This is a genomic window from Aggregatibacter actinomycetemcomitans, assembly GCF_003130205.1.
Taxonomy (GTDB): Bacteria; Pseudomonadota; Gammaproteobacteria; order Enterobacterales; family Pasteurellaceae; genus Aggregatibacter; species Aggregatibacter actinomycetemcomitans_A.
In genome coordinates this window covers 73042-93310 of sequence record NZ_NRDF01000006.1, presented here as the reverse complement: position 1 = coordinate 93310, position 20269 = coordinate 73042, and the positions used below count along the sequence as shown (strand labels likewise).

The 20269-nt window shown below is 41.6% G+C and carries 25 protein-coding genes, 1 tRNA gene and 1 pseudogene; 26 read left to right on the top strand and 1 reads right to left on the bottom strand.

What is annotated here, in order from left to right:
* The first annotated feature begins 117 nt into the window (after positions 1-117).
* The 4 genes from DK423_RS06245 to DK423_RS11025 all read left to right on the top strand — a co-directional run bounded on the left by DK423_RS06245 (position 118) and on the right by DK423_RS11025 (position 2761).
* Positions 118-193, top strand: a tRNA-Lys gene (locus tag DK423_RS06245).
* A 77-nt stretch (positions 194-270) separates the two neighbouring features.
* Complete coding sequence (locus tag DK423_RS06240) at positions 271-1104, top strand: ParA family protein (protein ID WP_061886257.1); 834 nt, start codon at positions 271-273, stop codon at positions 1102-1104.
* 5 nt (positions 1105-1109) lie between these two features.
* On the top strand, positions 1110-2336 hold the full coding sequence (locus DK423_RS06235; protein WP_081111326.1) for a DnaB-like helicase C-terminal domain-containing protein: 1227 nt from the start codon (positions 1110-1112) through the stop codon (positions 2334-2336).
* 20 nt (positions 2337-2356) lie between these two features.
* Entirely contained in the window at positions 2357-2761 is a 405-nt protein-coding gene (locus tag DK423_RS11025) for a hypothetical protein (RefSeq protein WP_061886670.1), read from the top strand.
* Here DK423_RS11025 and DK423_RS06230 read toward each other — a convergent pair.
* The gene (locus DK423_RS06230; RefSeq protein WP_061886671.1) at positions 2730-3719 is read right to left on the bottom strand and encodes a hypothetical protein; all 990 of its coding nucleotides are present in this window, start codon (positions 3717-3719) and stop codon (positions 2730-2732) included. The genes DK423_RS11025 and DK423_RS06230 overlap by 32 nt on opposite strands.
* 131 nt (positions 3720-3850) lie before the next feature.
* Between DK423_RS06230 and DK423_RS06225 the strand changes: the two genes are divergently transcribed.
* From DK423_RS06225 to DK423_RS06120, 22 genes and pseudogenes are all read left to right on the top strand, one after another.
* Positions 3851-4054: a hypothetical protein gene (locus DK423_RS06225; protein ID WP_061886672.1), complete on the top strand. Its 204-nt coding sequence runs from the start codon at positions 3851-3853 to the stop codon at positions 4052-4054.
* Positions 4041-4289: a hypothetical protein gene (locus DK423_RS06220; protein ID WP_061886673.1), complete on the top strand. Its 249-nt coding sequence runs from the start codon at positions 4041-4043 to the stop codon at positions 4287-4289. Before DK423_RS06225 ends, DK423_RS06220 begins: the two co-directional genes overlap by 14 nt.
* Before the next feature lie 12 nt (positions 4290-4301).
* Complete coding sequence (locus tag DK423_RS06215; RefSeq protein ID WP_061886674.1) at positions 4302-6335, top strand: DNA topoisomerase III; 2034 nt, start codon at positions 4302-4304, stop codon at positions 6333-6335.
* Positions 6336-7127: 792 nt separating this feature from the next.
* Positions 7128-7340, top strand: coding sequence for a hypothetical protein (locus tag DK423_RS06210; RefSeq protein ID WP_061886675.1), 213 nt, complete (start codon positions 7128-7130; stop codon positions 7338-7340).
* 84 nt (positions 7341-7424) lie between these two features.
* On the top strand, positions 7425-7907 hold the full coding sequence (locus tag DK423_RS06205; protein ID WP_061886676.1) for an STY4534 family ICE replication protein: 483 nt from the start codon (positions 7425-7427) through the stop codon (positions 7905-7907).
* Between the two features lie 126 nt (positions 7908-8033).
* Positions 8034-8240 (top strand): annotated as a pseudogene (locus DK423_RS06200) (DUF3560 domain-containing protein); the annotation flags it as partial.
* Between the two features lie 170 nt (positions 8241-8410).
* Complete coding sequence (locus tag DK423_RS06195) at positions 8411-8995, top strand: hypothetical protein (protein WP_109043924.1); 585 nt, start codon at positions 8411-8413, stop codon at positions 8993-8995.
* 29 nt (positions 8996-9024) lie between these two features.
* A complete protein-coding gene (locus DK423_RS06190; RefSeq protein WP_109043923.1) occupies positions 9025-9864 on the top strand; it encodes a TraX family protein in 840 nt (279 codons plus the stop codon).
* Positions 9865-9967: 103 nt separating this feature from the next.
* Positions 9968-10570: a PFGI-1 class ICE element type IV pilus protein PilL2 gene (pilL2, locus tag DK423_RS06185; RefSeq protein ID WP_109043922.1), complete on the top strand. Its 603-nt coding sequence runs from the start codon at positions 9968-9970 to the stop codon at positions 10568-10570.
* Between the two features lie 38 nt (positions 10571-10608).
* Positions 10609-11328 carry a TIGR03759 family integrating conjugative element protein gene (locus DK423_RS06180; protein ID WP_109043926.1) on the top strand — a complete coding sequence of 240 codons (720 nt, stop codon included), beginning with the start codon at positions 10609-10611 and terminating at the stop codon, positions 11326-11328.
* Positions 11307-12017 (top strand): transglycosylase SLT domain-containing protein, encoded by a 711-nt coding sequence (locus tag DK423_RS06175; RefSeq protein WP_109043921.1) that lies wholly within the window; start codon positions 11307-11309, stop codon positions 12015-12017. The genes DK423_RS06180 and DK423_RS06175 overlap by 22 nt, the downstream gene beginning before the upstream one ends.
* Positions 12018-12058: 41 nt before the next feature.
* Positions 12059-12562: an integrating conjugative element protein gene (locus DK423_RS06170; RefSeq protein ID WP_109043920.1), complete on the top strand. Its 504-nt coding sequence runs from the start codon at positions 12059-12061 to the stop codon at positions 12560-12562.
* A complete protein-coding gene (gene traD, locus DK423_RS06165; protein WP_109043919.1) occupies positions 12559-14796 on the top strand; it encodes a type IV conjugative transfer system coupling protein TraD in 2238 nt (745 codons plus the stop codon). Before DK423_RS06170 ends, traD begins: the two co-directional genes overlap by 4 nt.
* Positions 14797-15120: a hypothetical protein gene (locus DK423_RS06160; protein ID WP_109043918.1), complete on the top strand. Its 324-nt coding sequence runs from the start codon at positions 14797-14799 to the stop codon at positions 15118-15120.
* Positions 15120-15806 carry a TIGR03747 family integrating conjugative element membrane protein gene (locus DK423_RS06155; protein ID WP_109043917.1) on the top strand — a complete coding sequence of 229 codons (687 nt, stop codon included), beginning with the start codon at positions 15120-15122 and terminating at the stop codon, positions 15804-15806. The genes DK423_RS06160 and DK423_RS06155 overlap by 1 nt, the downstream gene beginning before the upstream one ends.
* 203 nt (positions 15807-16009) lie before the next feature.
* A complete protein-coding gene (locus tag DK423_RS06150; RefSeq protein ID WP_231102122.1) occupies positions 16010-16294 on the top strand; it encodes an integrative conjugative element protein, RAQPRD family in 285 nt (94 codons plus the stop codon).
* On the top strand, positions 16294-16533 hold the full coding sequence (locus DK423_RS06145; protein ID WP_061886678.1) for a DUF3262 family protein: 240 nt from the start codon (positions 16294-16296) through the stop codon (positions 16531-16533). Before DK423_RS06150 ends, DK423_RS06145 begins: the two co-directional genes overlap by 1 nt.
* Before the next feature lie 16 nt (positions 16534-16549).
* On the top strand, positions 16550-16939 hold the full coding sequence (locus tag DK423_RS06140) for a DUF2976 domain-containing protein (RefSeq protein ID WP_061886679.1): 390 nt from the start codon (positions 16550-16552) through the stop codon (positions 16937-16939).
* Between the two features lie 18 nt (positions 16940-16957).
* Entirely contained in the window at positions 16958-17332 is a 375-nt protein-coding gene (locus DK423_RS06135; RefSeq protein WP_061886680.1) for a TIGR03750 family conjugal transfer protein, read from the top strand.
* Positions 17333-17340: 8 nt separating this feature from the next.
* The gene (locus tag DK423_RS06130) at positions 17341-17979 is read left to right on the top strand and encodes a PFL_4703 family integrating conjugative element protein (RefSeq protein ID WP_061886681.1); all 639 of its coding nucleotides are present in this window, start codon (positions 17341-17343) and stop codon (positions 17977-17979) included.
* Positions 17979-18839, top strand: a complete 861-nt coding sequence (locus DK423_RS06125; protein ID WP_061886682.1) for a TIGR03749 family integrating conjugative element protein — start codon at positions 17979-17981, stop codon at positions 18837-18839. The genes DK423_RS06130 and DK423_RS06125 overlap by 1 nt, the downstream gene beginning before the upstream one ends.
* Positions 18840-18849: 10 nt before the next feature.
* Positions 18850-20268: a TIGR03752 family integrating conjugative element protein gene (locus DK423_RS06120; RefSeq protein WP_109043916.1), complete on the top strand. Its 1419-nt coding sequence runs from the start codon at positions 18850-18852 to the stop codon at positions 20266-20268.
* Position 20269 lies beyond the last annotated feature (1 nt).

Below are 20269 nucleotides of genomic sequence, written 5' to 3'. Positions count from 1 at the left end.
ACACAAGGGATTTAAAATCCCTCGCCTTTCGAGGCGTGCCAGTTCAAGTCTGGCCTCGGGCACCATTTAATAATACCTTTCTTATTAAATAGTTACCCTCCAAAGAAAAATGCACACGGGTCGTTAGCTCAGTCGGTAGAGCAGCGGACTTTTAATCCGTTGGTCGAAGGTTCGAATCCTTCACGACCCACCAAGAAAAGTTAAAGTTCATAGACCAATTACCCAGAGTCGATACTCCTTAACGTTAATCTTCTGTTAAGCGAGTAAAATATGAGCGTTAACCACACTTATAAAAAACCTTACATTGTTACGATTGCCTGTACCAAAGGTGGTTCTGCTAAAAGTACGAATGCAGCAAATATGGGTGCATTCTGTGCAGATCATGGCTTAAGAACCTTACTTATTGATACGGATACGCAACCAACACTAAGTTCTTACTACAGTTTAGCCGAGACCGCTCCCGGCGGAATCCATGAGTTTCTCTCACAACGAGATGTTGAACCGTCTCATATTATTTCTAAAACTGTTATTGAGAATCTAGACTTAATTCAATCAAATGACCCTTCTAATAATGTCAGTCAAATGCTGCGCAATGCCCCGGACGGTGTCATTCGTTTCAGTCATCTCCTCAAAAGCATTAATAACTATGACGTGATTGTCGTCGATACACGCGGCACACGCGACATTACTGTAGATATGTCCGTTCTTGCTGCCGATGTTCTCTTCTGCCCTATTCTTCCACAAATTTTATCGGCAAAAGAATTTATCCGTGGAACGATTGGGATGTACCAAGATTTACAAACTTTTGAATCTTTCGGCTTTAAACTGCCTCCGTTAAAAGCCATTGCAAATTGCGTTGATAATACCAACGATGTCAAGTTTGTTATGCAACAGCTACACACATTATTCGAAAGTACATTTGACGGTAGCAAAACCTTCCTCGATTTTTCCATTCCGGATCATGTAGCTTACAGAGAAGCGGCGACCTACTCTCTGCCGGTATACCGCCACAGTACAGCCGAATACCCGGTCATTAAGCAACTATGCTGTTTGCTTTTACCTCAATTTGCAGCGCATTTTGAACAACCAATGCAACGGGGGTAATTGTCATGGCAAAAGAAAAAATCACTCAAATCAAGGCTAAACCAGTTTTTTCCGTCGAGGCGGAAGCTGCCGTATTAGGGAGTCTTATTTTAAAGAACGAGTTATTTGATGAAGTTTCCACACTAATCCATGCGGATGATTTTTTTAACTATATCCACAAAATTATCTTTGAAGGCATTGTGCATTTGTTACAGCTCGGCAAACCTGTCGATATTTTGACACTGGAGCAGTACTTTACCGATAAGTCACTCATTGATGAGTTTGGTTTTGGGTATCTTGCGCAAATTGTCAATAACACACCTTCCTCTTCAAATATTGTAGCCTATGCGAAAGTGATCGCCCGCCATAGTAAACAACGTCGATTTGCGGCACTGGGGCAGTTTATTGTTAATGAAATGCAAGTTTCAAAAGATGATGAAGATTTGTCTGTCTTTGAGGAAAGTGTCGATAAGCAATATACCAATATTACCGTTAATCAGGAAAAGGATAATGTTGCTAATTTACGTGAGTCTTTTGAGAAAATTCTCACCCAGATGGAACAGGCGGCAGAATCCGCCGATCCGGTGAGTGGTACGCCAACCGGCATTGAAGACTTAGACAAAGCCACGACAGGCGGACAACCCGGTGAACTTATCATTGTTGCAGCCCGTCCCTCAATGGGGAAAACCGCTTTCGCGCAGCTCATAGCGCAAAGTACTTTGGATAAATATACAGACGCACCAATACAGTTCTATAGCCAAGAAATGCCAGCGGAACAATTGATTCAGCGCTTTATGTCAATGCGTTCCCGAGTTAGTTTGCAATCCATCCGTCAAGCCACAGAATTGACCGAACCGGAATGGGCAAAAGTTGCGGAAACAACGGGTTACATCATGAAGAACTGGCAAGATCGCCTGCTTATTGATGATGAACCGTCACTAAGTCCGTACCGATTACACGGCACCCAAGACCCGATTACCAGTCATAAAACGGCCCATTGCCTTGGCCGCAACAACGGACAGGAAAATGTCATCTCCATTCAAGCAGGAACCCGCCTACGTAGGTTAACACCAACCGAGTGTGAACGTTTGATGGGTTTTCCGGATAATTACACTCAAATTCCTTACCGTAACAAACCGGCATTGCATTGTCCTGATACGCCAAGATATAAAGCGCTTGGTAATTCTATGGCAGTGCCCGTAGTGCGTTGGATTGGGCAGCGGCTGATTCGTCAATTAATTTCTCATGATTAACACTATAAGGATTAACTAATATGGAATCATTATTTGAAGCAAATACGACTAATGGCAACATCCGATTAAATCCCACGTACCAACAACAATTACATGCCTTATTTACACATATCAAAGATACATTAGTGTCATCTACCTCAGAAACCGATAGTACGGATACTATTTTCCTAAACCATTGGGCTTATAGATTATCAGGTATTATTTGGCACTCTCTTGAATTCTATAATAGTAATAAAGGTAGCTACATACTCACATTGTCAGAGATGAAGTGTGTGGAATTTGCTGATTTTTCATTTACTGCTTTTGAAGGAGAAATTTGTGTATACGACTCTCTTGATGTAAACGGGTTTATCTATCATTTACATCAATACTTAAAAAACGAAAGAATTAATCTCATTTTTTCTTTTTCAAATAGCTGTAGTTAAATAAACAAAATAAGTTAAGGTCTTCTATCTCAAAAAAATAGATATCAATTTCCTTCCCTTCCTTATTTTTAACTTTTTTGGTATTAAAGTCAGTCTCCTGTGGGATGAAATATACTTTAAAATACTTGCGTTTATATGTATTACTATCAATATGTGAACGAAGCATTCTACGATAATGGTACGTTTCCAAAGTCGTCTTTTTAATCCCTAAGCAGATAGGAATTGGTGATGTAGTTTCACTTTCTTGATAAGGCTTTCGTAATTTAAAATATAACCAATCCTCAGATTCAAACAGTTCTACTTCACCAATACAAACACATTTATGCTTATCTCTGATCGCTTTTTCCGTCCTGCGAAAATATTGGTATAAGTATTTCACATTTGAATCAGCCACCTTAAGAGGTAGCCTCATAAAGTCGTCATCTGATAAGGTTTTCTTTGCATCTAAATAGGCTTCAACCAGTCTCATTAACTGACTCGTTTTAACATACCGCTTTTGCTGTTGATTTGATTGAGTTGAGGTTGATGTAGTTTTGTTTGTTGTAGATTGAGATGTGCTTTGCGATAATTTTGTCAGCTTATCCTGTAGCTCAGATTTATCTTCTGGCAGTTGAAACTCGTCTATGTAATCATGCAGACGACTTCGAGCTTTTCTTACCTTATATTCTTCATCACTTTCCCCGGCAAGTTTTTCCGTAACAGACTGAGTCCATTGACAATCTGGTGAATGAGGTTGGTTATTATCACTTCGATACTTAAAATGAGGTGATTGTTTTATTTCATCCGGGAAATGGTCATAGTTCACCCCGATAATTTTCACCCCTCTTTGCCGACATGACTCTGTTGAGCATAAAAACTGAAATCTTTTGCAAGGCGAGCGATCCAAAAATTCCGTTCTAGCCTGGGTAATTGAAACGACATTATCAAGCTGAATACAGTAAGCCTCTTGTATAGACATAATTCACCTACCCGCTATTTTTTCATTAAAAAGGAAAAACAATTCCTCATTGTTTGCTTTCTTATTAATTTTTAATCTAAAAACTCCAAAATATCAATATCTATTCCTAAATATTTAGATTAAGGAGATGTATGCCGACTAAACACATTGAAATTGAACTCTGGCAGCAGGTCGAAGCAAAAACGGTAGAGACAATTATCCAAAGCAAAGTAATGGTTAAAGAAACTGACATTTTGCAGGAAATCATCAAAAAAGGATTACAACATATTTCTACTGAAGAGTTGAAACAGTATGCATTGCAAAAGAAAAAAGGAGCACACAATGACAAGCTTTAATAAGGAGAAATCCGTTCTCTATCGGGGTAAACAATATATGGTTCCCGAGTGGGTAAATTATATTGCGACACAACCGACAGGTGAGGTATATGGATTTAAGGAGAAACCCGGATTTACCTTACCCGGCAACACAATAAGCTCTATGAATGTATATAACTATGGCTGGGATCTTAATATGCAGTTTATCCGAATTAGTGTTTGTCCGGATTGGCTGAATTCTCTGGAATGCGTTTAAGCGAGGTAAAAAATGAAACTCTATCTTTGTGAAAAACCTTCTCAGGGAAATGACATTGCCAAAGTATTAGGAGCCAACCAACGTGGTGACGGTTGCCTTGCAACCCCGGACGGACAAACCGTCGTCACCTGGGGAATTGGACATCTGGTGGAGCAATTAGATCCGGAGGAATATCAGCCGGAATGGAAAAAATGGTCCTTGGAAACCTTACCAATTATTCCGGGACAATGGCAACTGGCACCCAAGAAAGAAACGAAGAAGCAGTTCAATACTGTCATCAAACTCATTAAAAAAGCACAATCCGTCATCATTGCAACCGATATTGATCGTGAAGGTGAAACCATCGCCCGGGAATTATTAGAGTTAGCCGGATTTAAAGGCGGGATCCAGCGCCTCTGGTTATCGGCATTGGATGATGTCAGTATTCGTAAAGCCTTAGCCTTATTGAAACCTAATCATGAAACCTTACCGTTATATTATGCCGGATTAGGGCGTAGTCGGGCGGATTGGCTCATTGGCATGAATTTTTCCCGGTTATTTACCTTGCTGGCTCAACAACAAGGTTACCAAGGCAAGCCGCTTTCAGTGGGACGGGTGCAAAGTCCTACCCTTGCTTTAGTTGTCAATCGAGATAGAGAAATTCAAAACTTTGTTCCCAAAAATCATTTTACCTTATCCGCACTCCTCTCTTCTGGGCAACAGAATTTTACTGCTCAATATGTTATCCCTGAGCAACACTGTGATGAGGACGGACTCTGTTTATCCCAACAAACGATACAAGCAGTGAATCAACAAGTGCAACAAGCCGGCGTAATGAAAGTGGAGTCAGTAGAGACCAAGCGGGAGAAACAAAGTGCCCCGCTGCTATTTGCACTAAGCGATTTACAAAGTGAAGCAAACCGTTTGTACGGATTAGGCGCTCAGCAGGTATTAGATATTGCTCAATCCTTATACGAAACCCACAAAGCAACAACCTACCCTAGAACGGATTGCGGTTATTTGCCGGAATCGCAGCTGGCTGAAGCACCACAAGTAATTAAGAGCTTAATCTCCTCAGATACTCGATTACAGCCTCTTGCCTCCCATCTAAATCTGACGCAAAAATCCCGCGCCTGGAATGATAAAAAAATTACGGCTCACCATGGTATTATTCCTACAACGGTTAAAGTAGATATCAGCAAAATGTCTGAAGAAGAATTTAGGCTTTATGATTTAATCCGCCGTCGTTATCTGGCACAATTTTTACCTATCAGCCAAAGTGATAAAACACAAATTTTATTAAAGTGCAGTTCCCACACCTTCATTTCTCGAGGTAATGTGATGATAGTACCGGGTTGGAAAATTTTATTTGGTAAAACGTTGGAAGATAGTGATGATAATCAACAACCATTACCGACACTCGCTACCAATCAACAATGCAAAATACTTGATACGGAGATGAAATCCCTGCAAACCTCACCACCTAATCACTACACAGAAGGAACCTTGCTGACAGCGATGAAGAATGCGGCACGATTTGTCGTTAATGAGGACCTGAAAAAACGCTTAAGAGAGACCGAAGGGCTTGGTACGGAAGCAACCCGTGCAGGTTTGATTCAGGGGCTTATCAACAAAGGTTTTCTGAAAAAGAAAGGTAAATCGCTGATCGCCTCAACGGAAGCATTTACCTTAATTGATAATCTTCCTGTTGTACTCAAAGATCCGGGGCTGACAGCACTCTGGGAACAGGCGCTAAATCAAATAGCCGAAGGTTCATTGACATTAGAAGCATTTATGCAAAAGCAAGAGGCATTCATTCGACGCTTATTAAATGACTGCATGAGCAAAGGAATCAGTCTCGGGAAAATTGAAATTCGCAAATGCCCTCAATGTGGCGCACCGATGGCTAAACGCAACGGCAAAAACGGACAATTTTGGGGCTGTACTGCCTACCCGGATTGTCGGTATATTGAGAACATTGGCAAATCCACAGCGCGTCGAAAAGGAGGCGGTAATGCTCAAAATATCAGTCAACAAATCGCCAACCTAAGAAAGTTGGTTCAATGAATTTTAATTTGTGTTATTATGAAAGCTTAAAGAGCCGTTTAGTGAATTGTCGGTTATCAATTCACAACCAGCCAAAATGCTCCCAGCATACTGAAAGGGAGTTCTATCACGTCCAACGTTCAGCGTCGATGGGTATGCCACCTGGTATTTTGAGTAAGTCTCTCATACTCACACCTACTCTAAACGCTCGCCATTGCGAATTCTTAATCATATTCCCCTTAATGTTATTAAGAATTCGCAATGGCTTGCTACTTTTTCCATACCTGAGCTCCCTGGTGAAAAAAGGAGTGCCGTTTGTGTCTGAAAGATGCCACAGATATAACCAGTTAAAGACCACAAAGTAACTGGATAATGCGAAACATGAAAATAAAGCATTGTGACGAAGATGTGATTGTTTTTATGCCTCAATTTAGATTGGTCTACTTGTTTAATTTTTAGTTAATCTATAGTCAAAATATAAAAGCCATTGTTGATTCAGCAGTGGCTTTTTCCTTTCTCAAAAATATCTCCAAATCCATATTTTAATTTTTCCTACTCTCTTTCCTATTTTTGTATTTTAATACACCTAATGAGTTTTAAGACGCTGTGTAAACAGCCCTTAAAAGTTGCATGATTCTTGAAAAGCAACGCCTTACCCTTGAGTAAGTAGAATCAAAAGCCAATATGTTATCCAGCATTCTGAAAGGATACACTGCTTATGCAGGAATGCCACCTCAACTAATTTGTCGCCTTACGGGGAAATGTGTTTCCCGTAGGAGAAAACGTTTCTCCGTTTTATTTAGGAGAAACATCATGCACACCGCAAATCTTGTTCACAAAAGAGATTTTCATGGGAAAGATTTTTATTTTATCTCTACAGATAAAATAAATCCGTTACCGGAAAATCAATGCAATCAAGAAAGCCTCAAACAAGCCCTCGCACAGCATAATGTCAATGTAGAGAAGCTTGGTTTTCAACGTTATTATTTGCAAGACGACCAGTTTGGTTGGTTCGCTTCAAATTAATTACTTAACCCTTGGCGGGAAACATTTTTCCCGATTTGGGTAGGAATGTTTCTCCGCTTTTTTATTTCACTTAGGAGAAAAATCATGACTACTCAAACTCAACAAAATGTTAATCAAGCCCAATACTTCAATCTGCACACTACCGGCATCGGTTACTTAAGCGATATACGCGAAGTAACCCCTAAAAAAGGAAAACCATTCCTTGCCTGCCGTGTATCAGCTCTCGTTGGTCCTGCCAGTGACGCCGAATATCGTTTTTTTGATATGAATGTTGTTGGTGAAGAAGCTGAAAAGCTCATTGAGCGCTGTAAAAACGCTGTTGAAACGAAGAAAAAAGTTTTAATTTCATTCGTGATGAGTGATTTGTGGTATGACACATTCACTTATTCAAAAGATAGTGAGTATCACAAAAAAGGTGATACCGGCGTTTCATTAAAAGGTCGTTTAATTCGTATCAAAATGATTAAAGTTGATGGCGAATTGAAATACTATGAAAAACCGGTCAATCCGGTTGACAATGAGCCTGCACCGGAGTCTGAAGAATCCTCAGCAGCTGAAGCGGCTTAACATTCACGAAAAAGACCAGCATTTTGTTGGTCTTTTTCTTTAAGTTTTACCTTCCATCACTTACCCATAGGGGAATATTATCCCTTGTGGACATAATATTTCCCTTCAATTCTTAGGAGAAATATTATGACAATCAACCAATATGCCAAATTCACACCAACCGTTTTTGTCGCCAAATGTCCGGAATTACACCAGAAAGGTGAAATTATCATATTAACCTCAAAACATGGTAATGAAACCGAAGTGGTTGTCCATAATTTGGTGAAGCAAGCAGATGGGCATTACTTTTACTCATTTACCCGTTGCGACGGTAATAACAGTCAAACGCGTGCTACGGCTACTCGATCATTTCATCGTTTCACCAAACAGTTACCTAAGTTTTGCCGAGCAAAATTATTTATAACTTCATTTTATCTACCACTTCACCCAACGGGGAAACGTCCCCGCGCAGGGAAGTTTCCCCTTTACGTTTTCATCAATCTAAAATTCAAGGAGAAACTTCTATGTGTCATCACCATCATTTTTTTAAAATCGGTCAGGTTTGCATTTCCCGTCAAATTCGCGAAAACTTGAGTGATTTTGCAATTGCCAATCTTTTGGAATATCAGCAGCAAGGCAAATGTTCACCGGATTTGCTTGATGATAATGTTGTCGCGCCACACCCAAATGCTGCCGGCATTTATTCACACTACCCATCGCCTGTCGGTGAAGTTGTTGTATTTACTGACCGGACAGCAGAAAATAACTTAACTACGCTTTATTTTTCAAATGAGGCTACCAATGAATATCGAGGATATTTTCCGTGGTCTTTAGATAACCCAAGAAAAAGACCGTTCACATTGGGAAAGGTCAGAGTGACTCAAGCCGTGTCAGAAGTCCTGAGCTCCGATAAAATCCACGAGCTTATCAAACGACAACTGAGTTATGATTGGGGCAATACTTGTCAGTCAGACTGGTTACTCAATGATAATGCAGTAAAACATCACAAGCGGGTTGTAAGCCTGCATACGGTAGATGAGGAAAACCTGTTTATCATTACTGAAGCAGATCGTAGCGTCACAACCATTATGTTTACCTACGAATATTAACTTATCAGGCATATCTACTTTCTGTAGATATGCTTTTCTTTTTTAAGATATTATGTATTTATTCATCAACCCCGGCTTTACTTCACGCATTAAATACCATGGCGCCCTTAACTTCATCTCAAACTGAACTGCTAAAATGGATAGGATTATTCCCGATGACGGCAGATCATATTGCGATTATTTTAAATCCTTCATATTTTCAGGAACTTCCCATATTGTTACGTATCATTGGACGAAGTGCTTTTCTGATTTTTGGTTTTATTATTGCCGCGAATCTTTCACGACCGGAGGTCAACGTAAAAAAATATCTCATCCGTATGCTCGGTTGGGCCTGTATTGCGCAAATAGCTTATCAATGGGTATTCGCTCAATCACTGTACACCATCGAGGAACTCAATATTTTATTTCAGTTTTTTGCTGTCATTACCTTCATTTATGCCGGACAAATGCTTTTTAAACCTCAATTAACTTATAAGATAATCGGTATAATTGCGGCGCTTTTGGCGTTCTGCGTTGCCTACGTTTCAGACTATGATTTACGGGGTCTTATCTACTGCGTTTCAAGTTATATTTATATCAAAGTAGCTAAAACACCACATCAACAGCTTTGTGGTGCAGGTGTCCTGATAGCGATTGCGATTGCACAAAATGCGTCCATGTTATCTGCGTATTTCGGTTCGATTTTATTTATACTTCCCATAATAGTAATCAGCTTTACTGTATTATTATTGACTTACCCCGAAAAATTTATCTCTATACCTAGTTTGTCAATTCCCCGCCCGCGCTCAACGATTTTTAAAAATTTCTTCTATATGTACTACCCTCTTCATTTGATCATTCTAAAACTTTTGTCTACGTTTATTCGGTAATTTTTTTATCTTGGTCGGAAGAACAATAAATCATTCAAATTTTTTGATTAGTTATCCATAGTAAACACAAATTAATTTAGTACTAACCTATGGAGAATTAACCATGCAGAAATTTATTTTAGCTGCGATAACTATCTGTGCATTAAGTGCCTGCGTACAAAAACCGACCTCGAAAACGGCTACCGTAGCATCAACAACACCATCTCAATTAACCGAGCGAATTATTCAACCGGATATTTATGTCAATAATTACCCGGCAACCCCCGAAGTGCTACGGGAAGGCCGTTATACTTTAGTTACGTTGGCGCCGGAAGACGGGCAAAAATATTTACTTGACCAAAGCGTTACTGTCATTGTTTCACAAAAAAATAAGAAAATATTTAATGCCAATGTCGAAAGAGGCTTAAACACCACATTAAAAGATACCGGACTTTCACTGTGTAATCGCACTAGCCAGCCTGAACAAACACTCCCAATTCTCTTTTCCCGCCCGCTGCCAAAAGTACATTATCGGTTTGGACCAATGCGATTACGTGACGCATTACAAATGCTCGCGGGACCGGCTTATGAAATCACACTAAATGACATCACCCGAACCGTCTGTTTCAAGCAACGAACATCCATTCCGGAAAATATCACCAATAACAAACATCCGATTGAGATGAAAACGACGACAACTACAACAACCGAAATTATTGAGGAGTAATCATGAAATTTGTTTATTCCGGCATGGTACTACTGACAATGTCTCTGAGTGGGCTTGTTCATGCGCAAACATCACAGTCCGATATTTCAACGATTGCAACGAACTTAAACAATCAAGCTGTGCAACACAAAAATATTGTGACCGGACAACTTAATCAACAAGAGTTAGAGCTCAAAGCCCAGGAATGGGGACTTACCGTTGAAGAGTGGAACAAATATGAACAATTACAAAATGGGGAGCGGGGAACCTGGTCTCCCGGGTTAGATCCGCTGACGACGTTAGGCATTGAGGCCAAAACGGAACAAGAACGAACGTATTATGCCCGTCTTTTAGCAAAAAAAATGCATGACCGAATGGAAAAAGAACTCGTCTTTCAACGTGCTTATGATAAAGCCATAGCTGAACTTTACCCAGATGAGCTTCCGTTTAATGTCGAGCCACATGTATCGCAAAGTGCGGGAAGGGTATTGTATTTTACCCGGTTGGATAATTGTGAAAAATGTGACATGGACATTGGACGAATTCTCTCTTATGTGAATAACAAAACTCCGGTCGATATTTACGTTGTCGGTAGTCGTCATGACGATGATGCCATTCGTCAATGGGCGAAAAAACATCGTATTGATCCGGTCAAAGTAAAACAACGCTTAATTACCCTAAATCATGATACCGGCAACTGGCTGCAATATGGTGATGGGAAAATGCCGGTCGCATTCCAAATTCAAAAGGACGGTCAATGGCAACGCCTCGCTTATTAGTACCGATAGTCTGTCTCTTTGCCTGTATTACTCCGGGTTTAGCCTTTAATGGTTTTGGGACAGAAATTGATACCTATATTAAAGAATCCGCTTACCGTTATCAGGTAGATGAAGCCATGCTACGCGGTTTGGTCAAAATTGAGGACGGGTGGTATGGCAATGTTTCCCATACCGGCGCCACCGGCATCGGACAATTCACTCCCGGGACTTGGAACTGGTTAGCAAATACGATTGAAGGTGCCAAGATTGGTATGACACCCATTACATCCGGCAATAGAGATACCCCATCCGATCCCCGACATAACAAAAAAGTGAATATGCTCGCCACCGCACTTTATGCCCGCTGGCATACAGAACAATTTATTCGACGGGGTATCTCACCAAGTGATGAAAACCTTTACATGGCACATAACATCGGTCTGGAAGGGATTTATCGCGCATTACTCGGAAAATCAACAGTTGAAGATATCAAAAATATGCGCCGAAACGGGATGAAAAAATGGATGAGTGTGAGTGACTTTATTGCCTACCAAAAAAATCGCTACAGCCAAAATAAATTAATCGCCAATTTTATGGCGCCACCGACTTCCTCAAAAAAATCCAATTGGGTACAACCCAACGATACCGCCATATACTGGGTAGCACCATCTGATGATAACAAAATCCGGTGGGTCAATCCGACAAATTAACCGCACTTTTAAAACTAACCGGAACGCCAGGAATGATAAACATGAAAAAAACAGTCTTAATTTTATTATCGTCTCTTATATTACCGACTTTAACTCATGCCGAATTAAAGGTTATCGCAGATATAGGCGGTGAAAGTGCGGTACATTTTTACGAAGCACTACAACCTGACCAGAGTATGATCGAAGCACATCCTAACGCCATTCCGGCAACCTTAACCGAATCAGACATTTTACCGGTGGTTTCTCATCGCTTATCTCCCGGGCATATTACACCGGTTTCAATGAATTTAAGCGGTATCCAACCTATTTTCCTTATCGGTGCCGATAATACATCAGCCCAATGGTTAAAGAATAATTATCAGCAATTAGTAGCCATGCATGCGACCGGTTTAGTAGTGAATGTAAAAACTGTTGATGAACTGATGACATTACGTCGTCTTGCCCCGGAATTACCCCTTTTACCCACGCCGGGGGACGATTTAGCCGAGCGTTTAAAACTTCAACATTACCCTGCGCTATTAACTGAGTCCGGATTATCACAATGAGTCAAAAACACACTTTAGAAGCGTTATTGCGTCCACCGGTTGAGTTTTACCCGGCGGCCGTACATAGTACCTGTGCATTTATCTGTGCAGCTGCCCCTTGGTCTCTCGCATTAAGCCCGCTTATTGGCTACGGACTGGCCAGCGGGTTTGCCGGACTGGGTATCATGCGATTTCGTCAGGGTATGGAAATTGTTCGTTATCATCGCAACCTCAAACGACTCCCCTATTACGCCTTAACCAGCCGACAAATTCCGGTCAGTACCAAATCCTTATTTTTAGGACGTGGTTTTGAATGGGATCCGAAACATACGCAACGTCTCTATGATTGTTTTTCAGCAAACGGACAAAAATACTGGAAGCCGGGGAAATGGTTTAAAGCTGCGCGTCTTTATGAGCAGACACATGATAATTGGTTATCCGGACTCATCTCGAAAGATTGGGCATTAAACCCGGTACGTCCGCTCCCTCCGGTCGGCGGTATTCCGGTAATGCACGGGGTTGAACCCAATGAACAAAATATTATGCTTTCTCTTGAGACGCGAGGTGGCCACACACTGGTATTCGGTACAACCGGGGTTGGGAAAACCCGGTTTGCCGAGGTCTTAGTGACTCAGGATATTCACCGTGGAAAGACATTTGAAGAACGTGAAGTCGTGATATTCTTCGATCCTAAAGGTGACCCGGACATGCTTAAGCGTATGTATGCGGAAGCAAAACGTTCAGGACGGGAAAATGAATTTTATGTGTTCCATTTAGGGCACCCTGAAATCTCTGCCCGTTATAATCCTATCGGGCGTTTTGGACGTATTTCAGAAGTTGCCGGTCGTATCTCCGGACAATTAAGCGGAGCGGGAAATTCTGCCGCATTCAAGGAGTTTGCATGGCGGTTTACAAATATTGTCGCCAAAGCATTAGTTGAAATGGGCCAACGCCCGGATTACTCGCAAATTTCCCGTTTTGTGCAAAATATTGATACATTATTTTTAGATTACGCAAAACTCTACTTTGACAATATTGATAAAAAAATCTGGCCGACACTGGCGCAAATCGCGGCTGCTTTAGATGTTAAAAATCTGCCGTTTTCAATGAAAGATCGCCCACTTATCGCAGTCATCAACCAATATATTTTAGAAAACAAAATATTCGACCCGATTCTGGAAGGGTTATCCAGTGCAGTTCGATACGATAAAACCTACTTTGACAAAATTGTGGCTTCACTGCTACCGCTATTAGAAAAACTAACAACAGGTAAAGTGGCTGAACTGCTCTCTCCGGATTACACGGATATTCACGACGAACGCCCGATATTTGACTGGGAATCCATTATCCGTAAACGAGGTATCGTTTATGTCGGATTAGATGCCTTATCGGACACCACGGTCGCTGCCGCTGTCGGTAATAGTATGTTTGCCGATTTAGTTTCGATGGCAGGCCATATTTATAAATTCGGCGTAGATGAAGGTCTGCCGGATGCATTTAAAACCGGAGCAAAACCACCTAAGATTAATTTACACTGTGATGAGTTTAATGAGCTTATGGGAGATGAATTTATCCCGCTGATCAACAAAGGTCGGGGTGCAGGTATGCAAGTTACCGCCTATACCCAAACACTCTCCGATATTGAGGCGCGTATCGGCAGTAAAGCCAAAGCCGGACAAACCATTGGTAACTTTAACACACTACTCATGTTTCGCGTAAAAGAACCGGCGACGGCAGAGCTCTTAACTCGTCAATTAAATGAGGTGACTATCTACCAAAGTATGGTGACATCCAGTACCACAGACTCCAGCAATCCGGATGATGATAAGGTATTTGTATCCAATACCGGACAACGAATCTCTGAAAAAATGGTCCCCATGCTCTCACCGTCACACATTACGAATTTGCCGAAAGGTCAGGCTTTTGCATTGCTGAATGGAAGTACTCTGTATAAGTTACGAATGCCATTACCGGCTGTCGATAAAGACGATATCATGCCTCAATCGTTGCAAGAACTGACCGCATATATGCGTAAAAATTATCATATCGTACCAAACTGGTGGGAAGGGGCATTTTCCGAATACGCGCCGTCACATGATATTGCCGAAGCATTCCAATCTATGGCATTAGGTAAAGCGACGGTGGTTGTCAATGATGAGCTACAATATGGTGATATTGACATGCCGGTGGAAGATGAAGACGAACAAAATGTTGTCGATGATATAGACGATGAAGGCGATGATGGAGAAGACTAAATGTGTCATTACAATTTATTAGATTTACCGGATATGCAAGTTGATTTTAACCATCCAATATCAGTCTCCTGTGGGTTAAAAAATCAGGATGAATTGATGGACTATTTTATTCCTTACCTAAATGATTGGAGTGAACACCAATACAGCGTCCATGAATTTGCACAAAAATATTCGACAAAACTCACGCTATGGACTGCCAATGATATTCCGGTGACCGAAGAAGCCAAAACACATGAATTAATCTGTTTTCGGGTTCAGCTGGGCGCATTATCAGGTGAAGTGCTTTTCCACTGTAAAATCAAAACAAGAGGATGGTTACAGTAATGGCTGAACAAGTACCGAAGAAAAAGAAAAAAGGACCGTGCTATTACATTAATGCGGTTATTGCCGCCTTATTTATTTCATTGGTATTAAGTATCATCCTGGAATGGATTGGCATCGCTTTCTTCTGGCCGGACGAAGGTCACCTGCATAGTCAACAAATGATGATTAGAGAACTTGGTTGGTTATCCGAGGATTTAACCCGTGGTATTGCTTATCAATCACCTAAAGAGCTCGCGGAAGCGCTTATTCTGAACCTGAATAACTGGTTATTCGTAAAAACCGGGTTACGGGAATGGTTAGACAATCCGGCACAACACAGCAGTTGGGAATTATGGATATATCATTACGCACGGGCCTATATTGAATCTGTTATTTATGTTTCGATCACATTTGTGATCAGGCTGATTGTGATCATCTTCAGTTGTCCGCTTTTCTTACTGGCCGCATTTGCCGGATTAACCGAAGGAATGATGATGCGTGATTTACGTAAATTTGGAGCAGGAAGAGAATCCAGCTTTGTTTATCATCATGCCAGACGCCTGATCGGTCCGGTAATGATTAGCGCATGGATTTTTTACCTATCCGTTCCGGTATCAATTTACCCTAATTTAGTATTAATGCCGGCAGCGTTTCTATTTGGTTTATCTATTTGCGTAACCTTTGCCAGCTTTAAAAAATACCTTTAAAAGAATTTCATCATTATTTTTCAAAAGGCTATCCCACCAAAGGTAGCCTTTTCTTTTTTTCATTGAAAAACTGTTTCAAATCCAAATAGAGTTTCTCATTAAAATTCCAAAGCTTCTTTGGCACTCTTAACCCCGAACTTAGATCAAATACGGAGTTATCTATGCCGAACAATAAACGAGGCAAGTTTCACCTCATATTATGGATGTGCCTGGGGGGCACAATGATGGCTCAAGCAACAGAGCAAGAGCAATTAGCACAAGCCATTAAACAAATGGATGCGGCAAAATTGTCACTGCAACGGGCGGCGTCTCAAGCCAGAACCTCTGTTAAAAGCCGAGAATACTTCGATTATACTGCCGCACAACGTGACATCACGACAGTACAGGAAGGTATTAGACAATATATTAATCCTTCTCGCGCGATCCCCCGAAATCCTAAAGCGATTCGTAGCCTGACCGAAGATTATACAAAACTCCGGGGGCAATAATGTCTGAGAATGTTTCCCCTCTGGATAGTTTTGCTACAGCAAGTGACATGGCGCCTACTCAGTTGAAGTGGCTGCTTATCATTATTTTGGTTGCATTGCTCTTATTTGCCTACGCATGGGCGGTTACACATGGTTATAAAGGGTTAGCCTCCGGCAACCGCGATATCTTCGATTTTTTGAAATACGTTCTTTTGGGTGCGGCACTAATTCTTATTCTTGTTGCATTTTTCGTCTATTAATTCATAAGGAAATCCTATGAACTACATTAAATCCAGCCTGCAATTTCTTTCAAAATCCTATTTTACATTTGCTTTATTGGTTTCCAGCGCAATGCAATCTGCGTTTGCTAAAGGCATTGATACCGGCAAAATCCCGGAATTTAAAATTCCCGGCGTTGATAACAATTCAAAAGATCCGATGGAGATTATTTATATTGTAGCAAAATCTTTCGTTGCATTGGCCGCTATCCTGCTTTCCGCATGGGCAATTATGATTGTCGCCAAAGCCCTGGTTAAAACCTATAACGAAGCGACTGATGAAAATTCCAAAAAAGGTTGGGGACCGTTTTTCGCCGCACTGATTATCGGTTTTCTCGTCATTTTCTTCTGTCTGTGGTTAGTCAAACTGGCTGTCGGATTATTCTAATCTCACGGAGAGACCGAGATGTCAAGCGAAAGAGAACAAACCATCCCTTTCTTACCAAATCGACTTAACCGAGAGGCCACCGTTTTCGGCGGCATGACAATGACGGAATTTTTCGTGACGGCAATTATCGGTTTCATTATCGGCGCACTTCTTGGTCTCCTCATCGTCCTGTTATTAGGAATTGATTATTGGCTGTTTATTCCGGCATTAGCCATGTTGCTTTGCATCTGCACCGTTTTAATCGGCAAAACACTCATTGCCCGCTTGAAACGAGGCAGACCGGACGGTTATCTAAACCGGGTACTTGAAGTCAAAATCGATGCCGTATTGGGAGGTAATCAATTTATTTCTCATGAAGGATATTGGTCTATTCATCGACAACGCAGAAAGTAAAAAAAATTATGAGTAAATTAAAAGGTGCCATTAACCAGGCTAAAAAAGACATCCTCACAGCCCGCATGGCAATTGGTGCGTTATTTATCATCTGCCTTGTTTTATGTGGCGTGATATACAGTCTGCCAAGATTTTTTACCGTTCACATTCCGCCGGATATGCGTGCAGGAAGTCAGCGTTCCATGTGGGAAGTGCCGCCTTCCACTGTTTACGCCTTTGCCTACCAAACATTCCAGCAGTTAAACAGATGGGTAAAAAACGGCGAAGAAAACTATAAAGAGAATATCGAGGATCTCAGAGCGTTAACCACGCCCGGCTGCCAGCAGTTTTTAGAGAAAGACTATTACGACCGTTTAAGTAACGGTGAGTTGAAAGAACGCACCCGAGGCGTCTATGAGATTGTCGGACGCGGATTTAGCAATGACAGAGTCATCGTTCACAGTCCGGACAGCTGGACAGTAAACCTGGACTTAAACGTAGACGAATTTTTCAAAGATGAAAAAGTAAAAAACACATTAACCCGTTTTCCTATCAGTATCGTGAAAATGGATACCGACATAAGTAAAAATCCGTGGGGGCTTGGCTTTAACTGCTACAGCTCAATTCCGTTACGTTTAGAAGCGATTGAATCCAAAGAGAGCAAATAATGAAAAAGATGATTTTACTATTAGGGGCATCATTATTTCTATCCAATGTAGCCTCGGCAGATATTTTAATGAAGTGGGAACGCAAACCCCTCCCCATTGAATTACAAGTCGAAAAAGAACGTATCGTCTTTGTAGAGAAAAATGTCAAAGTGGGCTACCCGGCGCAATTAGAGGGCAAATTACGCATACAATCTACCGGTGGTGCGGTTTACTTTAAAGCGTTAAACGAATTTCCGAAAACGCGCTTACAACTGGTTGACTTAGCCTCCGGTGAACTAATTTTATTAGATGTAGAAGGGAAAGCCAGTGTACCTAATGCAACCGAACCGGTACGTTTTACCTACACAGAAAAACTGGAAAAACAATCAGCCATATTCAATCAAGACAGCCATGAAACGCCGGATTTGCCAGAGGTAAAACCCCAACTTCCGGTGCCTGCCGCACTGACCCGTTATGCCGCACAAATGTTTTATGCGCCACTGCGTACTGTCGAACCGTTGGAAGGTGTCAGACAAGTCGCCCACCGTTTACCAAGCCGAATCACAACGTTATTACCGGCCTATCCGGTTCAAGCTACCCCACTGTTAAGCTGGCAAATGGATAATTACGTAGTCACCGCAATTCGCCTACAAAACCGTGGTAGCTCCCGCATTGAACTTGACCCGAGGGAGTTACAAGGACGCTTTTATGCGGCCACCTTCCAACACGCCTGGCTCGGCGGGCATGGTTCCCCGGAAGACACCACGACCCTTTATCTGGTCACTGAAGGTTATGCCAACCAAGCACTTATCCCCGAAACTCAACAGTACAAAACCAAAAAACTGAAAAAAGTGACCACCACAACCACCGTCATGAAATAAGGAGAACGATATGCAAGCAAATAAAGGATTTTACGTCGTTATTGCAATCGTCGTCTTTGCAATAAGCCTGATGTTATGGTTTTTATTCGCCCCAAGCTCTACGTCTTCTGAGTCCCAGCAAAAAGCTTTCCTGGATACGTCACTGAAAGATCTGTCTCCGAAAGAATTACGTGCCATGGGAATAGAAGGCGATACGCCTAATGACACGGTTAGAACCTTAATCGGCAAGGCGAAAGCAAATGAAAAACTATTAAATGAAATTGTCTCAAAAAATGAAAAATTAATTGCTGAAAACTCACGTTTACAGAAAAAACAAGACGATGTGGATTATCAGATTCAGCAAACCGTACAGTCTGAAGCTGGAGCGTTAGCTGATGAATTAAAAACACTGAAAGATGAACTTTTACAGTTAAAAGACTCGGCACAAAAACAAGTTACTTCAGCTATTAATGGGACAAGTGGGAATGGTACAACAGAGGCATTACCGATTAATGGCGCTTCAAACACCGCCGATAATATGAGTAATGGCGAAAGTATTCAATGGGTAGAACCCATCGACAGAATCGCAATGGATGACAAAGGTAATCTGTTACCACTGGGGAACATCCAGACCGGGGCAAAATTTGGCTTTCCATCCAGTTTGAAGCCGACCTCTAACACAAAAAATTCAACGCAAGAAACTCTTTTTGCTGAAATAAATGGCAAAAGTACTACAGTCCCAAAAGGCAAAGAAATTCCTTTTTTCACCATTGCACAAAACTCCACATTAACAAATTCCATTGCATTGACCGCACTGGTCGGGCGAGTGCCGATAGATAACAACGTCACTGAACCTTATCCGTTTAAACTTCTCATCGGTCGTGACAACCTCATCGCCAACGGTATCGAATTACCGGATGTTGAGGGAGCTATCGTATCCGGTACGGCAACCGGCGACTGGACGCTCTCCTGCGTACGCGGTGATGTGAAAAGCTTAACTTTCGTGTTTACCGATGGACGTATCGTTTCTTCCGGTTCCGAAGAGTCAATCGGTTGGCTATCCGATCCCCGTGGTGTGCCTTGTATCCAGGGGACACGTAAAACCAACGCGCCGGAATATTTAGGTACGAATTTTTTACTGGCAGGCGCTTCTGCTGCCGCACAAGGCATAGCGCAATCCCAAACTACAACGGTCGTCGATGGAAATGCCGTCATTGGTGCCGTTACCGGCAACAATGGAAAATACATTTTAGGACAGGCATTAGGTTCCGGCTTAAAAGAGACGGCAGACTGGTTTCGCCAGCGCTATGGACAGACATTTGATGCTGTCTATGTTCCACCTGGTCAGGAAGTTGCCATACACATTAATAAAGAAATCAAAATCGACTATAACACCACCGGTCGCAAAGTCAGATATGACCAATCTGCTCGGACATCCGCACTAGATTAAC